General features: G+C 72.2%; 17 protein-coding genes and 3 pseudogenes. 15 read left to right on the top strand and 5 right to left on the bottom strand.

The genetic code is table 11. The annotated features are described in order from the left end of the window. Positions 1–92: 92 nt before the first annotated feature. From ACZ411_RS01835 to lnt, 10 genes and pseudogenes are all read left to right on the top strand, one after another. Positions 93–497: an HAD family hydrolase gene (locus ACZ411_RS01835; RefSeq protein ID WP_464168109.1), complete on the top strand. Its 405-nt coding sequence runs from the start codon at positions 93–95 to the stop codon at positions 495–497. Next, positions 494–1,541: pseudogene (locus ACZ411_RS01830) on the top strand (tRNA (adenine-N1)-methyltransferase). The gene ACZ411_RS01835 and the pseudogene ACZ411_RS01830 overlap by 4 nt, the downstream one beginning before the upstream one ends. A 193-nt stretch (positions 1,542–1,734) precedes the next feature. After that, entirely contained in the window at positions 1,735–2,166 is a 432-nt protein-coding gene (locus ACZ411_RS01825) for a hypothetical protein (protein WP_464168107.1), read from the top strand. Next, on the top strand, positions 2,064–2,780 hold the full coding sequence (locus ACZ411_RS01820; RefSeq protein ID WP_464168105.1) for an FKBP-type peptidyl-prolyl cis-trans isomerase: 717 nt from the start codon (positions 2,064–2,066) through the stop codon (positions 2,778–2,780). Before ACZ411_RS01825 ends, ACZ411_RS01820 begins: the two co-directional genes overlap by 103 nt. Beyond that, the gene (locus tag ACZ411_RS01815; RefSeq protein WP_464168103.1) at positions 2,747–4,006 is read left to right on the top strand and encodes a helix-turn-helix transcriptional regulator; all 1,260 of its coding nucleotides are present in this window, start codon (positions 2,747–2,749) and stop codon (positions 4,004–4,006) included. Before ACZ411_RS01820 ends, ACZ411_RS01815 begins: the two co-directional genes overlap by 34 nt. A gap of 162 nt (positions 4,007–4,168) precedes the next feature. Continuing rightward, positions 4,169–4,723 (top strand): helix-turn-helix transcriptional regulator, encoded by a 555-nt coding sequence (locus ACZ411_RS01810; RefSeq protein WP_464168111.1) that lies wholly within the window; start codon positions 4,169–4,171, stop codon positions 4,721–4,723. Between the two features lie 161 nt (positions 4,724–4,884). Further along, positions 4,885–5,244, top strand: coding sequence for a Sec-independent protein translocase subunit TatA (gene tatA / locus ACZ411_RS01805; protein WP_464168101.1), 360 nt, complete (start codon positions 4,885–4,887; stop codon positions 5,242–5,244). Between the two features lie 47 nt (positions 5,245–5,291). Further along, positions 5,292–6,049 (top strand): annotated as a pseudogene (gene tatC, locus ACZ411_RS01800) (twin-arginine translocase subunit TatC). Positions 6,050–6,142: 93 nt separating this feature from the next. After that, positions 6,143–8,625: pseudogene (locus tag ACZ411_RS01795) on the top strand (DEAD/DEAH box helicase). After that, entirely contained in the window at positions 8,622–10,223 is a 1,602-nt protein-coding gene (gene lnt / locus ACZ411_RS01790) for an apolipoprotein N-acyltransferase (protein ID WP_464168099.1), read from the top strand. The pseudogene ACZ411_RS01795 and the gene lnt overlap by 4 nt, the downstream one beginning before the upstream one ends. Positions 10,224–10,299: 76 nt before the next feature. Here lnt and ACZ411_RS01785 read toward each other — a convergent pair whose 3' ends face one another. From ACZ411_RS01785 to ACZ411_RS01775, 3 genes are read right to left on the bottom strand one after another with little or no spacing between them, the layout of a single operon-like run. Further along, positions 10,300–10,665: an RNA polymerase-binding protein RbpA gene (locus ACZ411_RS01785; protein ID WP_094115959.1), complete on the bottom strand. Its 366-nt coding sequence runs from the start codon at positions 10,663–10,665 to the stop codon at positions 10,300–10,302. 60 nt (positions 10,666–10,725) lie between these two features. Further along, complete coding sequence (locus tag ACZ411_RS01780) at positions 10,726–11,514, bottom strand: glycerophosphodiester phosphodiesterase family protein (RefSeq protein WP_104343303.1); 789 nt, start codon at positions 11,512–11,514, stop codon at positions 10,726–10,728. Continuing rightward, on the bottom strand, positions 11,511–11,837 hold the full coding sequence (locus tag ACZ411_RS01775) for a hypothetical protein (RefSeq protein ID WP_464168096.1): 327 nt from the start codon (positions 11,835–11,837) through the stop codon (positions 11,511–11,513). Before ACZ411_RS01775 ends, ACZ411_RS01780 begins: the two co-directional genes overlap by 4 nt. A gap of 173 nt (positions 11,838–12,010) precedes the next feature. Here ACZ411_RS01775 and ACZ411_RS01770 point away from each other — a divergent pair, with 173 nt between their 5' ends. From ACZ411_RS01770 to ACZ411_RS01760, 3 genes are read left to right on the top strand one after another with little or no spacing between them, the layout of a single operon-like run. Next, positions 12,011–12,790 (top strand): SDR family oxidoreductase, encoded by a 780-nt coding sequence (locus ACZ411_RS01770; RefSeq protein WP_094115958.1) that lies wholly within the window; start codon positions 12,011–12,013, stop codon positions 12,788–12,790. A gap of 47 nt (positions 12,791–12,837) precedes the next feature. Then, positions 12,838–14,925 carry a S9 family peptidase gene (locus ACZ411_RS01765; protein ID WP_464168093.1) on the top strand — a complete coding sequence of 696 codons (2,088 nt, stop codon included), beginning with the start codon at positions 12,838–12,840 and terminating at the stop codon, positions 14,923–14,925. After that, entirely contained in the window at positions 14,922–15,392 is a 471-nt protein-coding gene (locus ACZ411_RS01760; RefSeq protein WP_464168091.1) for an NUDIX hydrolase, read from the top strand. The genes ACZ411_RS01765 and ACZ411_RS01760 overlap by 4 nt, the downstream gene beginning before the upstream one ends. 93 nt (positions 15,393–15,485) lie before the next feature. On the opposite strand, the gene ACZ411_RS01755 is transcribed toward ACZ411_RS01760, so the two are convergent. Further along, entirely contained in the window at positions 15,486–17,261 is a 1,776-nt protein-coding gene (locus ACZ411_RS01755; protein ID WP_464168089.1) for a glycoside hydrolase family 2 protein, read from the bottom strand. A 137-nt stretch (positions 17,262–17,398) separates the two neighbouring features. On the opposite strand from ACZ411_RS01755, the gene ACZ411_RS01750 reads away from it, so the two are divergent. Together ACZ411_RS01750 and ACZ411_RS01745 are read left to right on the top strand one after the other, a co-directional pair. Beyond that, a complete protein-coding gene (locus ACZ411_RS01750) occupies positions 17,399–18,412 on the top strand; it encodes a LacI family DNA-binding transcriptional regulator (RefSeq protein ID WP_464168087.1) in 1,014 nt (337 codons plus the stop codon). 425 nt (positions 18,413–18,837) lie between these two features. Beyond that, on the top strand, positions 18,838–19,668 hold the full coding sequence (locus tag ACZ411_RS01745; RefSeq protein WP_104289258.1) for a chymotrypsin family serine protease: 831 nt from the start codon (positions 18,838–18,840) through the stop codon (positions 19,666–19,668). 613 nt (positions 19,669–20,281) lie between these two features. Here the strand turns inward: ACZ411_RS01745 and ACZ411_RS01740 are convergent. Further along, positions 20,282–20,845, bottom strand: a complete 564-nt coding sequence (locus tag ACZ411_RS01740; RefSeq protein WP_464168085.1) for a hypothetical protein — start codon at positions 20,843–20,845, stop codon at positions 20,282–20,284. Positions 20,846–21,217: the final 372 nt, after the last annotated feature.

Genomic DNA, 21,217 nt, shown 5'->3' with positions numbered 1-21,217 from the left:
TTATGTCGCTTCGGTTCGTCTCGAAGAAACGGTTCCTCGTGCAGTGTCAGAGGAATGTTTCGCATTTATCGTGAAACGCTTTCGCGTTTTTCGTGCGCCGCTTCAGCGAGGCGGGCATCCCCACCGCCCTCGTCACCATGTCCCTCGGCCGCATGGCACGCCAGGTGGCCGACGCCGTGCCCTTCGACGCGTTCGACCGCGTCGTCGCGGGGGACGACGTCGCGAACGGCAAGCCCCACCCGGAGGCGTACCTCACGGCCGCGGCGCAGCTCGGCGTCGACATCCGCGACTGCGTCGCCATCGAGGACTCGGGCCCGGGCGTCGCCTCGGCCTCGGCGTCCGGCGCCACCGCCATCGCCGTCCCGCACCACGTCCCGCTGCCCGCGGACCCGGCCTACGTCCTCTGGGACACCCTCGCCGGCCGCACCCTCGCCGACGTGGAGTCCGCGCACTCCGACCGCCGCCGCACGCCGATCCGCGACGAGGTGCGCGCATGACCGTCGAGACCAGCGCCGCGCGCTTCAGCGGCCCCTTCCGCGCGGGCGACCGCGTGCAGCTGACGGGCCCCAAGGGGCGCCTCAACACGATCCTCCTCGAGCCCGGCAAGGTGTTCCACACCCACCGCGGCATGCTCGACCACGACGCGCTCATCGGCCTCAACGGCAGCGTCGTGACCAACAGCGCCGGCGTCGAGTGCCTCGCCCTCCGCCCGCTCCTGTCGGACGTGGTCATGTCGATGCCGCGCGGGGCCGCGATCATCTACCCGAAGGACGCCGCCCAGATCCTCGGCCTCGCCGACGTGTTCCCGGGCGCGACCGTCGTGGAGGCGGGCGTCGGATCCGGCGCCCTGTCGATGTGGCTGCTGCGCGCGCTCGGACCGACCGGCACGCTGCTCTCCTTCGAGCGCCGCGAGGAGTTCGCCGACGTCGCCCGCGGCAACGTGTCGACTACTCGGGCACAGCCCGGAGAACTGGTCCATCACGCTGGGCGACCTCGCCGAGGCGCTGCCGACCGTCGAGCCGCACTCCGTCGACCGGGTGGTGCTCGACATGCTCGCCCCGTGGGAGTGCGTGGACGCGGTCGCGGAGGCCCTCACGCCGGGCGGAGTGCTGCTCTGCTACGTCGCGACGGTCACGCAGCTGTCGCGTGTCGCGGAGGCGCTCCGCGACACCGGGCTCTTCACGAACCCGGACGCGAGCGAGACGATGATCCGGGGCTGGCACGTGGAGGGCCTCGCCGTCCGCCGACGCGCATGATCGGGCGCGCCGCTTCCTCATCACCGCCCGCCGCCTCGCGCCGGGGTCGGTGCTCCCGCAGCTGAAGCGCCGCGCGTCGAAGTCGGACTTCAGCGACGAGGACATGGAGGCGTGGACCCCGGCTCCCTCGGCGAGCGCCGGGTGAGCGACAAGGTGCTCCGCAAGCGCGTCCGCGTGGCGGAGCGCGGCGCGGAGCTCGCGGGTGCGCGGGACGCCGAGGAGGCGGCCGATCCCGTCCCTGACGACGCGGCCGGTGCGCCGGAGCCCGGCGACCCCACCGCCTAGGATGACAGGGCCGATCACGCGGGTGCGTGGCGGCTGCCCCACCATCGAAAGAGGAGTCACGTGCGCCGTTCCGCCGCGCTCACCGTCTGCGCAGGCCTCGTGCTGTCGCTCGCCGCCTGCAGCCCCTCGGCTCCGGATCCTTCCAGGCGGCGGACTGCGCGCCCTCGCCTCGTCCGGCACGTCGTCGAGCACCGTGTCGGCCTCGGGCGACGTGGGCAGCGCGCCCGCATCGGTCGCGTTCCCGACGCCGCTGAAGCCCTCCGACGTGGAGGTCTCGACCGTCGTCGAGGGCGACGGACCGCGCGTGCAGCCGAACCAGGGCATCACGGCCGCGGCCTCCATCGTGGACGGCACGACCGGCGAGACCCTCGCGGAGTACGCCCGCATCGCACCCAACGCGCGCACCACGGGCTCCCCGCTCTTCACGCCGGCGTCGCTGCACGAGAGCCTCCCGTACCTCGAGGACGCCATGACCTGCATGCCGGTCGGCTCGCGGCTCGCCGTCGCGATACCGTCTCGACGGTGTTCCCGGGCCAGGACCTCTCCGCCCAGGGCCTCGCCGCCACCGACGGCCTCGTGCTCATCGTCGACATCGCCTCGTCTACCCGGAGCGCGCCACCGGTGACCCGCAGCCCGCCCAGGCCGGCTTCCCGTACCGTCGTCACGACCGACGACAGCGTGCCGGGCATCACCATCCCGCCGAGCACCCCGCCCACCGAGTACCGGGACGCCCTGCTGCGCGCGGGCGACGGCGACGAGGTCGGCGACGGCGACACCGTGACCCTCCAGTACACGGGCGTCGTCTGGGGAACGAGCACCTCGGCCGAGCGCCAGGCCGTGTTCGGGTCCAGCTGGACCGGCGGCGGACCGCTGCAGGTCCCCGCGACGGCCACCACGTCCGCGCCCGCGACGGGAGCGGCATCCGCGCTCGTAGTCACGCCCGGCCTCGCGAGGGCCCTCGTCGGCAAGCACGTCGGCGACCAGGTCATCGCGGTCGTACCCCGGGCGACGGCTTCGGCGACCAGGCCACCGCCCAGGTCCCCGCCGGTTCCACCCTCGTCTACGTGGTGGATATCCTCGGGACCAGCACGACACCGTAACGACGCATCGCCACCGGCCGGGGGCTGCACCACCTGTGAGGACCACCGCGTGCCCGATACATCCGCCGTCCGACCGTCCCGGTCGAGGAGCGCCTCTTCAGCCTCGTGCTGGCGCTGCTCGCCACCGAGCAGGGGCTGACCAAGAACGAGGTGCTCTCGAGCGTCCAGGGCTACCGGCAGCGGTACCGGGCCGGTGGCGACAACGCCAACCTGGAGCGCCAGGTCGAGCACAACGACGACATCCGCGACCTCGGGGTGCCGCTGGAGACGGTGGACGCGCCCGGGCAGGAGGGCAACAACCAGCTCCTGCGCTACCGCATCCCGCGGGGCGCCTACGAGCTGCCCGCCGACCTGTCCTTCACGCCCGAGGAGACGACGCTGCTGAACCTCGCGGCCATGGTCTGGCGCGAGGGGTCGCTGTCGGGGGAGTCGCGGCGGGCGCTCATCAAGCTCCGCTCGCTCGGCGTCGAGTCCGACGACCCGGTCATCGGCTACGCGCCCCGTCTGCGCACCCGCGAGGCGGCGTTCGCGCCCCTCAGCGTGGCGCTCGAGCGCCACGTGCTCGTCTCCTTCGGGTACCTGAAGCCGGGTGAGCGCACGGCCCGCACCCGCACCGTGGCGCCGCTCGCGCTCGTGCAGCACCAGGGCCGCTGGCACCTGCACGGCATCGACCAGGACGCCGACGGACCGCGCACGTTCCTCCTCTCGCGGATCGTCGACCGCGTGCGCGTGACCAGCCGCGGCTTCGTGCCCGAGGGCGAGGACCACGCCGAGCGCGCCCTCGCCGACCTCGACCGCGTCTGGTCGAACGGGGTGGGGGAGGTGGCCGTCACGGCGGGATCCGACGCCGAGATCCGCCTGCGCCGTCGCCGCGGCACCGAGGACCTGGGCGACGGACGCCTCCGCGTGCACTACTCCGACACCAACCTGTTCGCCGACGAGGTCGCGGGCCTCGGGCCGGAGGCCCGCGTGATCGCGCCGCGAGGCTTCGGGACGCGGTGCGCGCCCGCCTCGCCGAGACCATCGCCGCCCACCGTGAGGATGCCTCGTGACCGACCGCGCCGCGCCGCTCCAGGCGCAGGACAGCTGGCGTTCCTGCTGGCGCTCGTGCCGTACCTGACGGACCACGGGCGGGTGAGCGTCAGCCAGGCTGCCGCGCACTTCCGGGTGCCGCGGACAGATCCGGCAGGCCGTGCGGCTCATCGCGGTGTCCGGTGTCCCCGGCTCGACCGCGTCGTACCAGCACGGCGACCTGTTCGACATCGCGTGGGACGACTTCGAGGACAACGACCAGATCGTCATCACGCACATGGTGGCCATCGACGACTCGCCCCGCTTCTCGGCGCCGGGAGGCGGCGGCCCTGATCGCGGGCCTGCAGTACGTCTCGTCCCAGGCGGACGCCAGCGACCTCGACCTCGTCGGCCAGCTCGTCGGCGAAGCTCGCGCGGGGGTCCTCGGCCAGCCCCAGCCAGGTCGCCGTCGCGGCGGGCGCGGGCGACGGCACGCGCGAGGACCTCCGGCGCGCCATCGCCGACGAGCGGCGCGTCGAGTTCGACTACCGGAGCCCGCGGGGCGGCACGGAGCGCCGCGTGGTGGATCCGCTGCGCCTGGAGTCGATGGACGAGGACTGGTACCTGCGCGGGTGGGACCTGGCACGCGGAGCCGTCCGCACCTTCCGCCTGGACCGCCTCGACGAGCTCGTCGTGACCGACCTGCCGCCGGAGCACCGCCCGCAGGACGTGGTCCTGGGCGACACGCTGTTCGAGCCGAGTCCGGACGACCTCCGGGTCACGCTCGAGGTGGCGGAGGGCGCCGTCCCGCTCCTCGGCGACTTCGTGGGCGACGAGCGCCCTGTGCCGGTGCCCGGCCGGCCCGGTCGCGTGTCCGTCACCGTGCGGGTCGCCCACTACCAGGGGCTCGTGCGGCTGGTCGCCGGCATGGCGGGCGTCGTGGTGGTCACCTCGCCGCCGGAGGCCCGCGCGGCGGTCGCCGAAATGGGCCGGGCGGGCCGCGGCCGCCTACGACGACGCGGACTTGACACGCTGTACCGAGCGCTGCGACGATCCGCTCCGAACACCTGACACCAGGGAGGGATCCATGTGCGGACCGGTGGTCCGCTGCGGGGAACTCCGGGTGAATCACCATGCCCGAGCAGGGCGTCTCGGCGGGTCCCGAGGTTAGACTCCCCGTGGATCCCGACAACGACTGTCCGGCCCCCCCGACCTGAAGGAACGTGAACCACATGCTCGGAAACCTGACCGGATGGCACCTCGTCATCATCCTCGTCGTCATCGTGCTGCTCTTCGGTTCCACCAAGCTGCCGGCGCTGGCGAAGAGCGTCGGCCAGTCCATGCGCATCTTCAAGGGCGAGGTGAAGACCATGAAGGAGGAGAGCGGCCCCGAGCGCCGCGACGACGTCCGCGATGAGGACCGTCGCCGCGACGACGACCGCTACCGCGCGGACGACCGTGCCCGTGACTCCGCGCCGCGCGACTACGTGCGCCCCGGGCGAGTCGCGCCTGGACGAGCCCCGCTACGACGCCCCGCGCTACGACTCCCCGCGCGACGGCGGAGGAACTCCGCCCCAGCGCCTGATCCGTGAGCACCACGGAGCGACCGCGCCAGCGGAAGCGGGACGCCGAAGGGCGCATGTCGCTCGTCCAGCACCTCCTGGAGCTGAAGAAGCGGCTGTTCATGGCGGGCGTCGCCATCATCATCGCGATGGTCGCGGGGTGGTTCCTCTCCTCGTTCGTCCTCGAGGCGCTGCGTCAGCCCATCGAGACCATCAACGCGGAGCAGGGGCGGAACGCCAGCCTCAACTTCCCGACCATCACCTCGGCATTCGACCTGCGGCTGCAGATCGCCCTCTACGTGGGGCTCATCATCTCCAGCCCCGTGTGGCTCTACCAGGTGTTCGCGTTCCTGGTCCCGGGCCTCGCCCGGACGGAGCGCCGCTACACGTTCGGGTTCTTCTTCTCCGCGGTCCCGCTGTTCCTCGCCGGATGCGCGGCGGGGTGGTTCGTGCTGCCGCACATCGTGGCGCTGCTCACGCAGTTCGCCGGCGCGGGGGACTCGTCCTTCATCACGGCGCGCGAGTACTTCGACTTCGTGCTGAAGCTCGTGTTCGCGGTGGGCGTCGCTCGTGCTGCCGGTGTTCCTCGTGCTGTTCAACTTCATGGGGATCCTGTCCGGCCGGGACGATCATCAAGTCGTGGCGCATCGCCATCCTGCTGATCATCCTGTTCTGCGCCATCGCCACGCCGGCCGCCGACGTCATGTCGATGTTCCTGCTGGCCGTCCCGATGACGCTGCTCTACCTCGTGGCCGCCGGGATCTCGCTGCTCAACGACCGCCGGCGCGCGCGCCGCGCCGACGCCATGGCAGCACTCGGTCACCTGCTGGCCTGATCGACCCCGTCCGACGCCCGTCCCCCCGGGGGCGGGCGTCGTCGCGTCCGCACCCGGCCGACGCCCGGATCCGGCGCCTAGACTCGGTGCATCGTGACTGATCAGCTCTCGCCCGCCGAACGCTACGCCGCCTCCCGGAACCGCCGGAGCCTGCCGCTCCTGGAGTCCTTCGCGAGCGGGACTGCGCTTCGACCTCGACCCCGTTCCAGCGCGCCGCCGCGGAGTCGCTGGAGAACGGCCGCAGCGTGCTCGTGGCCGCACCGACAGGGTGCCGGCAAGACGATCGTCGCCGAGTTCGCGGTGTACCTGGCCATGCAGCGGCCGAGCGCGAAGATCTTCTACACCGCGCCCATGAAGGCGCTCAGCAACCAGAAGTACGCCGAGCTCGTCGCCGAGTACGGGCCGGACGAGGTGGGCCTGCTCACGGGCGACACCAACGTCAACAGCCGCGCCCGCATCGTGGTCATGACGACCGAGGTGCTCCGCAACATGCTCTACGCCGACTCGGACCTCCTGCGCGACCTCGCCTTCGTGATCATGGACGAGGTGCACTACCTGGCCGACCGCTTCCGCGGAGCGGTCTGGGAGGAAGGTCATCATCCACCTGCCGCAGACGGTGCGGATGGTGTCCCTGAGCGCCACCGTCTCCAACGCCGAGGAGTTCGGCCATGCTGGCTGCAGGCCGTGCGCGGCGAGACGGACGTCATCGTGTCCGAGGAGCGGCCCGTGCCGCTCGAGCAGCACGTCATCGTCCGCCACCGCATGGTGGACCTCTTCGACTCGTCCGGCCTCGCCGCGACGCACCGGGTGAACCCCGAGCTCGTGCGGATGACGCACGGGGGCGGTCAGCGAGGCGGTGCGCGTGCGGGGCGGCCAGGGCCAGGGCCGCGGACGCGGGGGTGCCGGCGGCGGCACGGGGCGACGGTCACCCGGTCCGTGGGACCGCGGGCGCATGGACCGCCCCGAGGTCATCGCGCTCCTCGACGAGCGCAACCTCCTGCCCGCCATCTTCTTCATCTTCAGCCGCGCCGGCTGCGACGCCGCCGTCACCCAGGTGCTCCGCGCCGGCGTCCGCCTCACCCACGCCGACGAGCGCGACGAGATCCGCGCCATCGTCGAGGAAGCGGTGCCGGACCCTGGCGCGACGAGGACCTCGCCGTCCTCGGCTACTGGGAGTTCCTGGAGGGCCTCGAGCGCGGTGGTAGCCGCGCACCACGCCGGGCATGCCGCCCGCGTTCAAGGAGGTCGTGGAGGAGCTCTTCCAGCGGAAGCTCGTGAAGGCCGTGTTCGCCACCGAGACGCTGGCGCTCGGCGTGAACATGCCGGCCCGCACGGTGGTGCTCGAGCAGCTGGAGAAGTTCAACGGCGAGGCGCGCGTGCCGTTGACGCCGGGGGAGTACACCCAGCTCACCGGGCGCGCCGGTCGGCGCGGCATCGACGTGGAGGGCCACGCGGTCATCCAGTGGAAGGACGGGCTGGATCCGCAGGCCGTCGCCTCGCTCGCCTCCCGCCGCACCTACCCCCTCAACTCCAGCTTCCGGCCGACCTACAACATGGCCGTGAACCTCATCGACCAGTTCGGCCGCGACCGCACGCGCGAGGTCCTGGAGTCGTCGTTCGCGCAGTTCCAGGCGGACCGCGCCGTGGTCGACCTCGCCCGCAAGGTGCGCACGCAGGAGGAGTCGCTCGCCGGCTACGAGAAGGCCATGGTCTGCCATCTCGGCGACTTCCGCGAGTACTCGGGGCTCCGGCGCGAGCTCAGCGACCTCGAGCGCGCGACGGCAGCGCGCGCGGACATGCAGCAGCCGGGGCAGCACGGCGAGCGCGACAAGCGGCAGCGCCAGCTCGCCGACCTCCGCCGCCGGATGAAGGCGCATCCCTGCCACGCCTGCAAGGACCGCGAGTCGCACGCGCGCTGGGCGGAGCGCTGGTGGCGCCTCAAGCGGCAGACGGATGCGCTCGGCCAGCAGATCCGCACCCGCACCAACGCGGTGGCGAAGGTGTTCGACCGCGTCACCGAGCTGCTGCTGTCCCTCGGGTACCTGAAGCGCGCCGCTGACGGCCAGGTCGCCCCGACCCCCAACGGCCGGATGCTGAAGCGCATCTACGGCGATCGCGACCTGCTCGTCGCGGAGTGCCTGCGCACGCAGATCTGGGTCGACCTCGATCCCGCGGGGCTCGCCGCGATGGCCGCGTCGCTCGTCTACCAGCCGCGCCGCGACGAGGGGGACCGCAACGAGCGGAACCTGCCGCGCGGGGCGTTCCGCGCCGCGCTCGAGCGCACGGAGGAGATCTGGTCGCGCCTCGACGACGTCGAGCGCGAGCGCCGCCTGCCGACGACCGAGCCGCTCTCGACGGGGCTGTGCGCGCCCATGCACCGGTGGGCCCGGGGCGGCAGCCTCGACTCCGTGCTCGACGAGGCCGACCTCGCCGCGGGCGACTTCGTGCGCTGGACCAAGCAGACCATCGACCTCCTCGACCAGCTCTCCGTCGTGGCGGACGGCCCCGTGTCGCGGAACGCGCGGACCGCGCTCGACAGCATCCGGCGCGGCATCGTCGCGTACTCCTCGGTGTGACCGCGCTCGCCCGCGCTCCCCGTCGGGAGCGCACCGCCATCGCGTCCGCACCTGCGCCTCCCTCGGCGGGGGCGCCGGTCCGTCCTCCGCTCCCGCTCTGGGGGGCGCTCCTCGCGGCCGCCGCGTCGGGGCCGGTCCTCGACGCGGCCTTCCCCGACCGCGGCCTCTGGCCGCTCGTGTTCCCGGGGATCGCCCTCGTGCTGCTGGCGCTCCGCGGCCGTCGGGCGGGTCCCGCGTTCCTCGTGGGGCTCGTGGCCGGGCTCGCCTTCTACCTCACGCACATCGAGTGGGCATCGCTGTACCTGGGTCCCGTGCCGTGGATCGCGCTGTCGGCCCTCGAGTCGCTGTTCGTCGCCGCGGGCGCGACGGCCATCGCGACGGCGACACGCTGGATCCCGCGCGCGTTCCCCACGATCGCCGGCCGGGTGATCGTCCTGCCGATCGCCGTGGCCGGGCTGTGGACGGCCCGGGAGGCCATCTCCGCCGTCTGGCCGTACGGCGGCTTCGCGTGGGGCCGGGTCTCGCTGTCGCAGTCGGAGGGCCCGTTCGCCCACCTCGTCACGTGGCTCGGCCTGTCCGGGCTGTCCTTCGTGCTCGTCCTGCTCGTCGCGCTCCTCCTGGAGCTCGCCGCGGAGGAGCGCGTGCGCCGGTCGTCGCGGGCGCTGGTCGCGGGGATCGCCGTGGCGCTGGTGCTCGTCGTCCCCGCCTTCCCCGTCGAGACGACCGGCTCGACGCGCGTCGCCGCGGTGCAGGGCAACGCGAAGGCCGGGTACTTCGACGGCGCCCGGTACGGGGACATCCTGCGCGCGCACCTCGCCGCGACCGCGGAGATCCCGGCCGACGCGGACGTCGACATGGTGGTCTGGCCCGAGAACGCGGCCGACGCGGACCCGCTCCGGGACGCCGGGTCGGCTGCCGCGCTCGACCGCGTGGTCGAGCGCCTCGGAGCCCCGCTCGTGGTCGGCACCGTGACGGAGCGGGACGGACGGTTCTACAACGAGTCGCTCGTGTGGACCGGGGGAGGGGCATCCGACCACTACGACAAGAAGCACCCCGTCCCGTTCGGCGAGTACGTGCCCGACCGCGCGTTCTGGGAGCCGTTCGCGCCCGACCTCATCGGCCTGATCCAGCGCGAGTACACGCCGGGGACGACCGACCAGGTGATGGACGCGGCCGGGATCACCGCGGGGATCGCGATCTGCTTCGACATCGTCGACGACCAGCTGACGACCGACATGGTCGACGAGGGCGCCCAGATCATCCTCGCGCAGTCGAACAACGCGGACTTCGGGCGCACCGACGAGAGCGTGCAGCAGCTCGCGATCGCGCGCCTGCGGGCGCTCGAGACGGGCCGCAGCGTCGTGAACATCTCCACCGTGGGGACGAGCGCGATCGTCGGACCGGACGGACGCGACCTCGACCGGCTGCCGTGGTTCACGGCCGGATCGATGGTGGTCGACGTGCCGACCGCGGACGTGGTGACGCCCGCCGTCCTCGTCGGCCGCGACATCGAGTGGCTGGTGTCCGGGCTCGGTCTCGGCGCCCTCGCCGTGGCGGGGCTCGCGCTCGGCCGCAGGGGCCGCCGCGCCGCCCGCTGACCACCGGCGCACGCAGAGGAGCACCCCCCGGCGATGCCGAGGGGTGCTCCGGACGTTCGCGAGCGGAGGGGCCGGGTCAGGCGCCGATTCGGTGCTGACCACGCCGCGCGCGGAGGGTGGCGAGGCGCTCCTCGAGGAGCTCCTCGAGCTCGGCGCGGGTCCGGCGCTCGAGCAGCATGTCCCAGTGGCTGCGGGGGACCTTCGCCTCGACCGCCTCGTGGGCGACGGGAGCGCCCTCGGCGTCGAGCAGCCGCCCCTCGAGGCCGCTCTTCGGCGACTCCCAGACCTCCGGGACCTCGGCGTCCGCCGAGAACACGACCTCGAAGGTGGTTCCGTCGGACGTCCGGTACGTCTTCCTCTGGCGGGGGGAGAAGCTGACGCCCTCCTCGCTCTGCAGGCTCGTGGATCCGAGCCGCATCCCGCGCAAGCTGCGATCTGCCATTGTGGTCTCCTCTCGCGATGCACTCCCCGTTGTAAACCTCGCGGCTGTGAGGATCCTTTCTCAGGACGCCCGGTTCCCAGGCGAATCCCAGTCCCCTGAGGCGAGGGCGGCGAGGGCGACATCGGGGCGGTCGGTCACGATCCCGTGCACCCCCGCCCTGACCAGGCGGATCATCTCGTCGGGGTCGTCGACCGTCCAGACGTGCACCTCGCGGACGGCGCGCGCGAGCCGGCCGACCATCACGGGGGACACGGTGGAGATGCCCAGGACGCTCCGCGGCATCTGCACGGCGTCGACGCCGCGCAGGGCCAGGCGCACCACGGGGGCGAGCCCTGCCCGGGCGCCCAGGACCGCGAGGACCAGCCGCACCGCGTCCGCGGAGGTGGCCGCGCCGGGGAGGAGGGCGACGGCGCGCCGACGCCGCGTGGACGAGAACGAGGTGACCAGCACGCGGTCGAGGGCGCCGGCCGCGCGGATGGCGCGTGCCGCGGCCCCCGGCGCGCCGCGTCCCTTGACGTCGATGTTCAACCGCGCGTCGGGGAGGGCCGCGAGCAGCTCGCCGAGGGTCGCGATCCGCGCGCCCGAGCCCAGGTCGACCGCCCGGAGCTCGGCGAGCGTCGCGTCCCGGACCCGGCCCGGCCGACCGGTCAGCCGCCGGAGGTCGTCGTCGTGCCAGAGCACGCACGCGCCGTCGGCGGTGACGTGGACGTCGGTCTCGAGGTGCGTGACCCCCAGCTCCCACGCGGCGAGGAAGGCGCCCAGGGTGTTCTCGACGGCACCCGATCCCGTCCAGCCGCGGTGCGCGAGGACGCGCGGCGTCGGGTCGTCGAACCACCCGCCGCCGGTCACTCGACGGGGTCGCCGTCGGGGGAGGCCACGGCCGCGGCAGGGGTGGCGATCGGGCGGACGGGAGAGCCCGCGATCGGGTCGTCCACCGGGAGCGCGCGCAGGAGGGCGGGACGCGCGACGGCGAGCAGCGCGATGGCCAGGGCCACCGCCAGGAGCGCCTTCAGCCACCAGGGTGCGCCGACCAGCCCGGACAGGAGGGCGCCGAGCGCCGCCGCGCCGCCGCAGAGGGCGGCGAGGTCGAGGCGCCGCATCTCGAGGACCACCAGGACGACGATGAGGGCGAGCCAGGCGATCCACGCGTGGTGGTCGAGGAGGACCGTCACCCGCTGCTCCCTCGCTCCGTGGACCGGATGCCCCGAACCTCAGCCCACCGCCCGCGCGCCGGACGCTAGGCTCTCAGGGCCGTCAGCGCGGCGTCCCGCCCGCGCGGCCCGTCCCGTCCCTCGCCGGACGCCCCGTCGCGCGCTCCGGCGCGCACCCCCAGAGGAGTACCGCTGTGAGCACCGTCGACGAGAACCGCCCCTTCGCCCCCGACGAGCTCCGCGGCCGACGCGCGCTCGTCACGGGCTCCTCCCGCGGCATCGGCGCCGACACCGTGGCCTACCTCGCCGCGGCCGGCGCGGACGTCGTCGTCAACTACCGCAACAAGGCCGCGCGGGCCGAGAAGCTCGTCGCGCAGCTGCGCGAGGGCGGTGCGAATGCCGTCGCGGTCGGCGCCGACCTCACCGACCGCGAGTCCGTCGACCGGCTCATGGACGCCGTCCGCTCCGAGCTCGGCGGACTCGACGTCCTCGTGCTCAACGCCTCCGGCGGCATGGAGAGCGGCATGGCGGAGGACTACGCCATGACCCTCAACCGCGACGCCCAGCTCAACGTGCTGCGCAGCGCCCTGCCGCTCATGTCCGAGGGCGGCCGGGTCGTGTTCGTCACGAGCCACCAGGCGCACTTCATCCGCACCACCCCGACCATGCCGGAGTACGAGGCCGTGGCCCGCAGCAAGCGCGCGGGCGAGGACGCCCTGCGCGAGCTCCTCCCGGAGCTCGACGAGCGCGGCATCGGCTTCGTGGTCGTCTCGGGCGACATGATCGAGGGCACCATCACGGCGACCCTCCTCGGCCGCATGAACCCGACCGCCATCCAGGAGCGCAAGGAGGCCTCGGGCGGCCTCTACAACGTGTCGCAGTTCGCCGCCGAGGTCGCGCGTGCGGTCGTCGACCCCATCCCCGCCGACCACACCCGCTTCGTCGGCGACACCGGCAGCTTCGCCGCCGAGTGACCACCGCCACCGGGAGGCGGTGACGCCCCGGGGCTAGGCTCGGAGCGATGAAGACCACGGATCTCGACCTCCTCACCTCCGTCTCCCGCCCCGCCGTCTCGCCCGACGGCCGCCGCGCCGTCGTGTCGGTCACGCGCCCGCGGGTGCATGCCGACGCGTACACCGGCCAGCTGTGGGAGGTGACGACGGACGGCTCCGCGCCGCCGCGGCGCATCACGCGCGGCTTCCGCGACACGGCGCCGCGCCTGTCGCCGGACGGCGCGCTCCTCGCGTTCCTCCGGGCGGAGCCGAAGGGCCCGCCGCAGCTGCACGTCGTCCGGGCCACCGGCGGCGAGCCGGTCGCGGTGACCGACGAGCTGCTCGGCGTCGGGGCGTTCGACTGGTCGCCCGACGGGTCCCGCATCGTCTTCGCGTCGCGGATCGCCGAGCAGGGCCGGTACGGGAGCGTCGAGGGGGTCGGCGCGGCCGCCGAGCCCGCCCGCCGCATCACGACGACCAAGTACCTCGCCAACGGCCTCGGCTGGTCGACCGACCGTCACGTGCAGCTGTCGCTGGTCGGGGTCCCGGACCTCGACGCGGAGCCGTTCGTCACCGCCGTCCCCTCCGGGTACCCGGACGCCCGCGATGCGGCCGTCCGCGGCGAGGGGGCCGACGCGACGCCGTCCGCCGCCGAGCGCGCGGGCCTGCCGCCCGTGGTCCGCCTCACGGACGAGCCCGTCGATCACGAGTCGCCGCGCTTCTCGGCCGACGGCACCGAGGTGCTGTTCGTCGCGTCGCGCCACGAGGGCCGGGACGACGACCTCCTCTCCGGTGCGTACGCCGTCGCCGTGCCCCCGCCCGGGCACGCGTCCGCGGCGCTGCCGGAGGTGCGCACCGTCGTGTCGCACGAGGCCGGGCTCGGCATCTCCGAGGTCGCCTCCGTCGACGGCGGCCGGCACTACCTGCTCGCGCAGCACCTCGGCGAGCGGGGCATCGACTTCGTCGCCCGCAACACCGCCCTCTACGTCCTCGACGACGGCGACGACGCGCCCCGCGCGCTCACCGACGCGGAGACCGTCGACCTCGGCGGCAGCGGCATCACGGTCGAGGACCGCGACGCCGTCCTCGTCCTGAACGCCTCCCGGGGCACCGTCCAGCTGCTCCGCGTGACCGCGGATGCCGCGGTCGAGGCGCTCGTGGACGACCAGGTGGAGATCACGGCGGTCGGCATCGGGGGAGGGGCCGTCGTCGTCGCTCTCACCGACCCGCGGACCCACGGGGACCTCGCGCTCGTCCGCGCCGACCGCGGGCCCGACGCGGGTTCGGCGCTCCAGCCGCTCACGGACTTCTCCGCGGCGCTGCGCGAGACGGGGATCCGTCCGCTCCACGAGCTCGTGGTCGAGGGCCGCGACGGGTACCCCGTGCACGGCTGGGTCGTGCTGCCCGAGGGCGAGGGGCGGCACCCCGTCCTCCTCGTCATCCACGGCGGTCCGTACGCGGCGTACGGCGTGCACCTCTTCGACGAGGCGCAGGTCTACGCCGACGCCGGATACGCGGTGCTGCTCTGCAACCCGCGCGGCGCCGCCGGCTACGGCCAGGAGCACGGCCGCGTCATCAAGGAGCGCATGGGCACGGTCGACAGGGACGACGTCCTGGACTTCCTCGACGGGGCCGTCGCGGTGCACGACTCCATCGACGGATCCCGCGCCGGCATCATGGGCGGCTCCTACGGCGGCTACCTCACCGCGTGGACCATCGCGCACGAGCACCGCTTCCAGGGCGCCATCGTCGAGCGTGGCTTCCTCGACCCGGAGCTGTTCACCGGGACCTCCGACATCGGCACGTTCTTCGGCGAGGAGTACACCGGGTACGACGCCGACGTGCGCCGGGCGCAGAGCCCGCAGGCGGTCGCGCACCAGGTGCGGACGCCGACCCTCGTCGTCCACTCCGAGGACGACCTGCGCTGCCCGCTGTCGCAGGCCGAGCGGTACCACCTCGCCCTCGTCCGCGCGGGGGTCGAGACCGAGATGCTCGTCTTCCCCGGCGAGGACCACGAGTTGAGCCGGTCCGGACGACCCCGCCACCGGGTGCAGCGCTTCGAGGCGATCCTCGAGTGGTGGGCGCGGCACCTCCCCGTCGGCGCGGACGCGCGATGACCGACGGGGTCGTGCGCCATGTCCGGGACACGGCGCGCATCCTGCTGGTCGACGAGCGCGACCGGCTGCTGCTGTTCCTGACTAACTACTCCGTGAACGTCGACCTGCCGGCCCGGTGGCTGACGCCCGGCGGCGGCATCGACCCGGGGGAGTCGCCAGCGGAGGCTGCCCGCCGCGAGCTCTTCGAGGAGACCGGCCTCCGCGTGGAGACGGTGGGGGAGCCGGTCTGGGAGCACGACTACGCGCGCCGCCGCATCGACGGCGGGCTCGACGTCGGGCACTCGACGTTCTACCTGGTGCAGGTCGACGCGTTCACGCCCGTGTCGGACAACTGGATGCCGGACGAGTTCGACGACATCCACGCCCACCGCTGGTTCGCGCTCGACGAGCTCGCCGAGACCGCGGATCCCGTCGAGCCGGCCGAGCTGGTCGATGTCGCGCGCGCGGTGCTATTCCGGCGCTCCTGAGACCACCGGGCGCACCGTCCGCCGCGGGACCCGCGCGCCGCGACGACCCGCGAGGACCGGTCCCTCCGGGCCCGGTCGTCGCGGGTCGCCTCGTCAGAGAGCTTCCGTGTCGCCCGTGATCGCGCGCCGGATCCGCGCGATGTCCGTCTTCGGCTGCCGGTCGGCGGTCAGCAGCCCGTTGGTCTCCTGCATGGTGTCCGTGAGCTGCGTGTAGCAGGACCCCGCGAGCACCCGGCTCATGCGGATGGCGTCGTACAGCCCGGTGATCCGGGCGATCCAGTCGTCGGCGTCGACCGCGGCCGTGTAGCCCCACGCATCCTCCCGGGCCTCGCCGGGCTGGTAGTCGATCCCCCCGAACTCCGTCAGCATGAGCGGCCGGCCCTCGTCCTCGACGCCGTCGACGAGGATCCGCCGGCCGCTCGGCCCCATCCCGGAGAGGAGGCGGGTCCGGGCGGCCTCGTCGGCGAAGGTGCGGGCCAGCGCCTCGCCGTCTCCCTCGTAGTCGTGGACGCTGATGATGTCGCTCGACGTGTGCTCCCAGCCGTCGTTGGAGATGACGGGCCGTGAGGGGTCGAGGGCGCGGGTGACGTCGGCGAGCGAGCGCGAGTAGGCCTGCTGTCGCGGGTCGGACGCGACGTGCTGGACGCCCCAGCTCTCGTTGATCGGGACCCAGGTGACGACGGACGGGTGGGAGATGTCCCGCTCGACGGCGTCCATCCACTCGCGCATGAGCCGCTGCACGGCGATCACCGAGAACGCGTAGGCGTTGGGCGCCTCGCCCCAGACGAGGATGCCGAGCCGGTCGGCCCAGTAGAGGAAGCGAGGGTCCTCGATCTTCTGGTGCATGCGGGCCGCGGTGAAGCCGAGCTCCTTGATCAGCTCGACCTCGGTCCGGTGGGCGTCGTAGGAGGGCGCGGCCAGGTGGGAGGCCGGCCAGTAGCCCTGGTCGAGGACGGAGCGGACGTCGTAGGGGTGGCCGTTGAGGAGGAAGGAGCCCCGGTCCGTGCCGACCGTCCGAAGCCCGAGGTAGGACGCGACGGCGTCGACGGGCTCGCCGTCGGGGGAGAGGAGGGTCACGGTGGCATCGACGAGGCGGGGCTGCTCCGGGCTCCACAGGAGCTCGTCCTCGGCCTGGCCGTGCGTCTGCCGGGAGACGGGGATGACGAGGTCGACCGCGTCGCTATCGGTGGGGAGGGTGGTCTCGATCGTCCCCAGGTGCTCGTCGCGCTCCTCCCAGCGGAGGTCGACGCGGACGCGGGTGCCGGCGGTCGCGCGCCCCCGGAGGGCGACAGCGAGCGACACGAGCGCGTGGTCGACGGGCACCCAGCGGAGCGCGCGGATGGAGACGTGGGGGACCGCCTCGAGCCAGACCGTCTGCCAGATGCCGGTCGTGCGGTGGTACCAGATGGCGTGGGGCGCCTCGTGCCAGTCCTGCTTGCCTCGGGGCTGGGTCACGTCGTGCGGGTCGTCCTCGGCGCGCACGACGACGATGTGCTCGTCGCCCTCGGCGACGAGGGCGGTGACGTCGAAGGTGAAGGGGGTATGGCCCCCCTCGTGCGAGCCGGCGAGGCGGCCGTCGATCCATACCGTGGCGCGGTAGTCGACGGCCCCGAAGTGCAGGAGCGTCCGGGGTGCGGCCTCCGAGCGTCCGGCCTCCTCGAGGTCCGCGGAGGTGATGACCCGCGAGTACCAGACGACTCGGTGGAAGCCGGGGTCGGCGATGCCGGAGGCCTCGGACTCGGGCGGGAAGGGCACGACGATCGATCGTGCCTCACCGAAGCCGCCCGCCCAGCCGTCCGCGAGGCCGACGTCGGCGTCATCGTGGCGGAAGGACCAGGGGCCGTCGAGGTCGGCCCATTGGGCGCGCACCGATTGCGGGCGGGGGTAGGAGCCCGTCCTGCTGCGTGGCGACGGGGAGCTGGGGACGCGTCGGGGAAGGGTTCTCGGCAGTGGACATGCTCTAACTTTACAGCGCTGTAACCGCGTTGCGTCGATACCATTCGGGAATGGCACGGGTCACTCTGCAGGATGTCGCGGACCGCGCGGGCGTGTCGATGAAGACCGTGTCGAACGTGGTCAACGACTACCAGCACGTCAGTCCCACGATGCGGTCTCGCGTGCAGTCCGCGATCGATGAGCTCGGATACCGTCCGAACCGGTCGGGTCGGAGCCTGGCGACGGGCCGCTCGAGCATGATCGGCCTGGCGTTCCCGGACCTCCGGCGGCCGTACTTCGCGGAGCTCGCGCACGCGTTCGCGCGCGTCGCCAAGGCGCGCGGCTACGGGATGCTCCTCATCGAGACCGGCGGCACGGCCGACGGCGAGCGCGCGGTGCTCCACGACCGGGAGGCCGGCTTCGTGGACGGCCTGATCATCCATCCGCAGGCGCTGACGGCCGCCGACCTCGACGGGATGCGCGGGGACGCGTCCGTCGTGTTCCTCGGCGAGGACCCGCAGCCGGCGGGATCGGACCAGGTCGCCGTGGACAACGTCGAGGCGGCCCACGCCGCGGTCGCGCATCTCGTGGCGCTGGGTCGGCGCCGCATCGGGTTCCTGGGCCACGAGCGCGGAACGATGTCGCGGACGTCGGCGCTGCGGCTGGAGGGCTACGGCGACGGGCTCGCGGAGGCGGGCCTCGCCGTCGACGACGGCCTGCTCGTCGCCCGCGACGGGGGCGACGCCCTCGGCGCCGAGCGCGCGCTGTCGGACGCGCTCGACCGGGGGATGGTCGTCGACGCGCTGCTGTGTCGGGAGGACCTGGCGGCCATCGGGGCCCTGCGGGCGCTGCGGCGGCACGGGCTGGCGGTGCCGGACGACGTGGCCGTCGTCGGATGGGATGCGATCGAGCTCGGGGCCAGCGTCGTGCCGAGCCTCACGTCGGTGGCGCCCGACACGACGGAGCTCGTCGAGCGCACCCTCGACCTGCTCCTGCAGCGCGTGACCGGCGACGAGCGACCGGGGCGGCACGTGACCGTCGCGCACGGCCTGGTCGTGCGCGAGAGCGCGCCGGCGCCGTCCTGAGCGCGGGATGCGGGTCGGCGGGCGCCGCTTCCCGGCTCATGGCAGAGAGCCGATAGCAATGACTATGTCTCGTAGCATCTCGCCAACTCCTTCAACGGCACGAGTTGTCGCGACGCCAGCGGCCGACAGCAGCGGGAGACGCAAGTGCCGAAGCCCAGCACGGACTCCCATGCTCAGATCGCAAACTGGCCGCTGACGAGGCGACTCATTGTGGCCCCCACGCGGGCACCGACTCATTAAGGAGCTCCAGTACGGCTTCGCGGCACGATCCTGCTTTCTTCCGACTGCGTGTCGTGGCCGCGTCTCTGTGGACGCGCCGCACGCGCCGCGTGTGTCTCCACTTACGGTTCCTCTACCGCCGTCCTCACGCTGGTGTGAGCGCCTCCGATCGCCCGCACCGCCGGCGCTTCACGAAGGATCCCATCATGACCCGCGTCTCGTTCACCAACAGGAGAACACGGCTTCTCGCAGCCGCGCTAGCCGTGCTCTTCTGCTCCGGTCTCATCACGGCAGCGACCACTCCGGAGCCAGCTGAGGCTGCTGCTGACTTCCGGAAGGCCTTCCCGATCGCAGCCGGATCCAGTGTCTACAACAGCAGGCATCAGCCATGCACCGTGGGAGCGGTCTTGAAGGCGAACGGGTTCTTCGCCAATATCACCGAGGTTCAGAGAAAAACACGATACCTCGTCATCGCCGGGCACTGCGGGAATAATGGACAAGATATCGGTCTCGAGGGCCACGGCGTAGTGGGAAGGATCATCTGGGAGTCCGGTGACGCCGATCTCGCCATCGTGCGAGTAGACCCAAGCGTCACCCACCGCCCGCACTGCATGCCCAACTCGCAGCTACACAACTGCACTATCCTCACTACCGTCAGTCCCCTGGCGACGGGGCGCATCTTCCTCCGAAGCGCGTTCTCGGGCCAGCCTCGGAGCTTCCCGATCCAAGGTACCGGCGTCCCGGGCGCTGACGAGAGCTTCTGCACCAGCGGAGCGACGACCGGAATCAACTGCAATTGGTCCTCGGTGCCGCTCCCTGAAGGTTTCGGCGCGCACCAGGCCGGCGCGCAAAGTGATGGTCTGTTCCTGGAGGGAGGGGACTCCGGCGGTCCGGTGGCCGGCCGAGCCGGGCAGCTATACGGCATTATCGCCCGCATGGGCAACGATCTCGGGCCCGCTCGGGACATCATGAGCTACACGCCCATCGCGCGCCTCTTCCAAGAGCAGAGCGGCTACTCGATCGCGCCCCCCAACTGACCGGGAGGCCCGTGACGAGGTGCTCCATGAGTTGTCAGCCGAACAGCCACCCCAGCTCATGATGGCGAAAGCCCTATCCACCACGAGCGTGCCCGCCCGACCCGCCGTACCCGAGCCCCGATGAGCGCACGGAGGTTCCGTTTCCTGCTCGGGCGCGTCACCGCCCTGGTGGACGCCGGCCAGGTTTCCTTTGATGCGCAGACCTCGGATGGGCTGCTTGCCCACCCCTGGAGCAACTCCTCCGCCACAGCACGGACAGCCTGATAGACGACGGCTTGATCGGGAGCTGGGCGGTACCCGGCTCTGAAAGAAGGCTGGTCTATGACAATCATGTCGTGGACGCAACCTCATGAACGGACAGGTAGCAGCTCGCTGATTTCTCGACCGCCAGCGTCGCGTCACCGATCTCCTGGCGCGGCGCATGATCCTGCATCGCGTCAATGCCCGATCATTCGTCCGACAAACGATCCCTACCCGAACACCTGCTTGCTCACACTGCTGGGAGCAGCAGAGGGCAGGCGCCCATGCTCACGAGCCTGAGGACGTAGAGATGCGCTGGTCACAAGACCCTGTCTTTACAGACTGGTCCGGTGACGATTCCGGCGGAAGGGGGCTACGTGAGACATGCTTCGTGTCCTCCGGCCTCAACGAGACGCACCGCGGCCATGACCTGACCTTCGGCACCGGCTCGGACCCATGCGGGCGAGCACTGCCCCGGGACCGCAGCACTGGTAGCGGTTAATGTGTTCACTACGGAAACCTGCGGCTCCGTCGTTGTCTGGCCGTCGGCGAGGAGAGCCACGTCCACCGCGGTCTCCACATCGATGCCGTCGATCACGCTGAAGGCGGTGAGCGAGTCGATGCACGAAGCCCCAAGTACCTCGTGCGGGAAGCGGGTGGAGACCATCGCCGGCAGGACCTCGACGTGCGAGGCGTCGAACTCAGCGCGCGATCGGATGTGGACGTCGTGGATGAAGGCGCGCACCTTGTCGGCGCCCAGTTCCACGGTGAAGCGCCTGCGCACCATGCCATCGTCACCGCTGAGTGCGATTCCGTACTCGACAGCTCGCTCGACATCAGGACGCGTGCCGTGACCGTCTAGCTTGAAGGTCACGACGAGCTCATCAGGATGCAGCTTGACCGCCGCTGCGCGAATTCCGGCGTCCGTCGCCTTCACCCATGCCGCCACTCTAGGAGTGGAACGCGGGCGGCACGTCGCGAGTCGGAACACGTGCACGGCTGCCGTGATCACGACCGGGATCGGTGCCGACAGGAGGCAAGCGGCTCCTTCCCTGGCGGGTGCACGGGACAGCCGATAATGCACATTATGTCCGGTTTGGGCCTGCACGCTGCTCGGGGCGCAGTCCTCGAGCACGGCCTTCGAGACGACGGAGTCCACGGTCGCCCCACTTCGAGCTCGACGCGCCATGGCTCCTGTGATCAGTCTGACTCGATCCTCTCTGCGACGCCAGGACGCATGATCTGCCCCTTGGGGTACATGACCGTTGACAGTGACAAGTCCCTTCACCTACGTTTTCGAAACGCACTG

The sequence above is a fragment of the Clavibacter sp. AC415 genome, from assembly GCF_979252985.1.
This window is presented reverse-complemented; position numbering and strand designations above follow the sequence as displayed.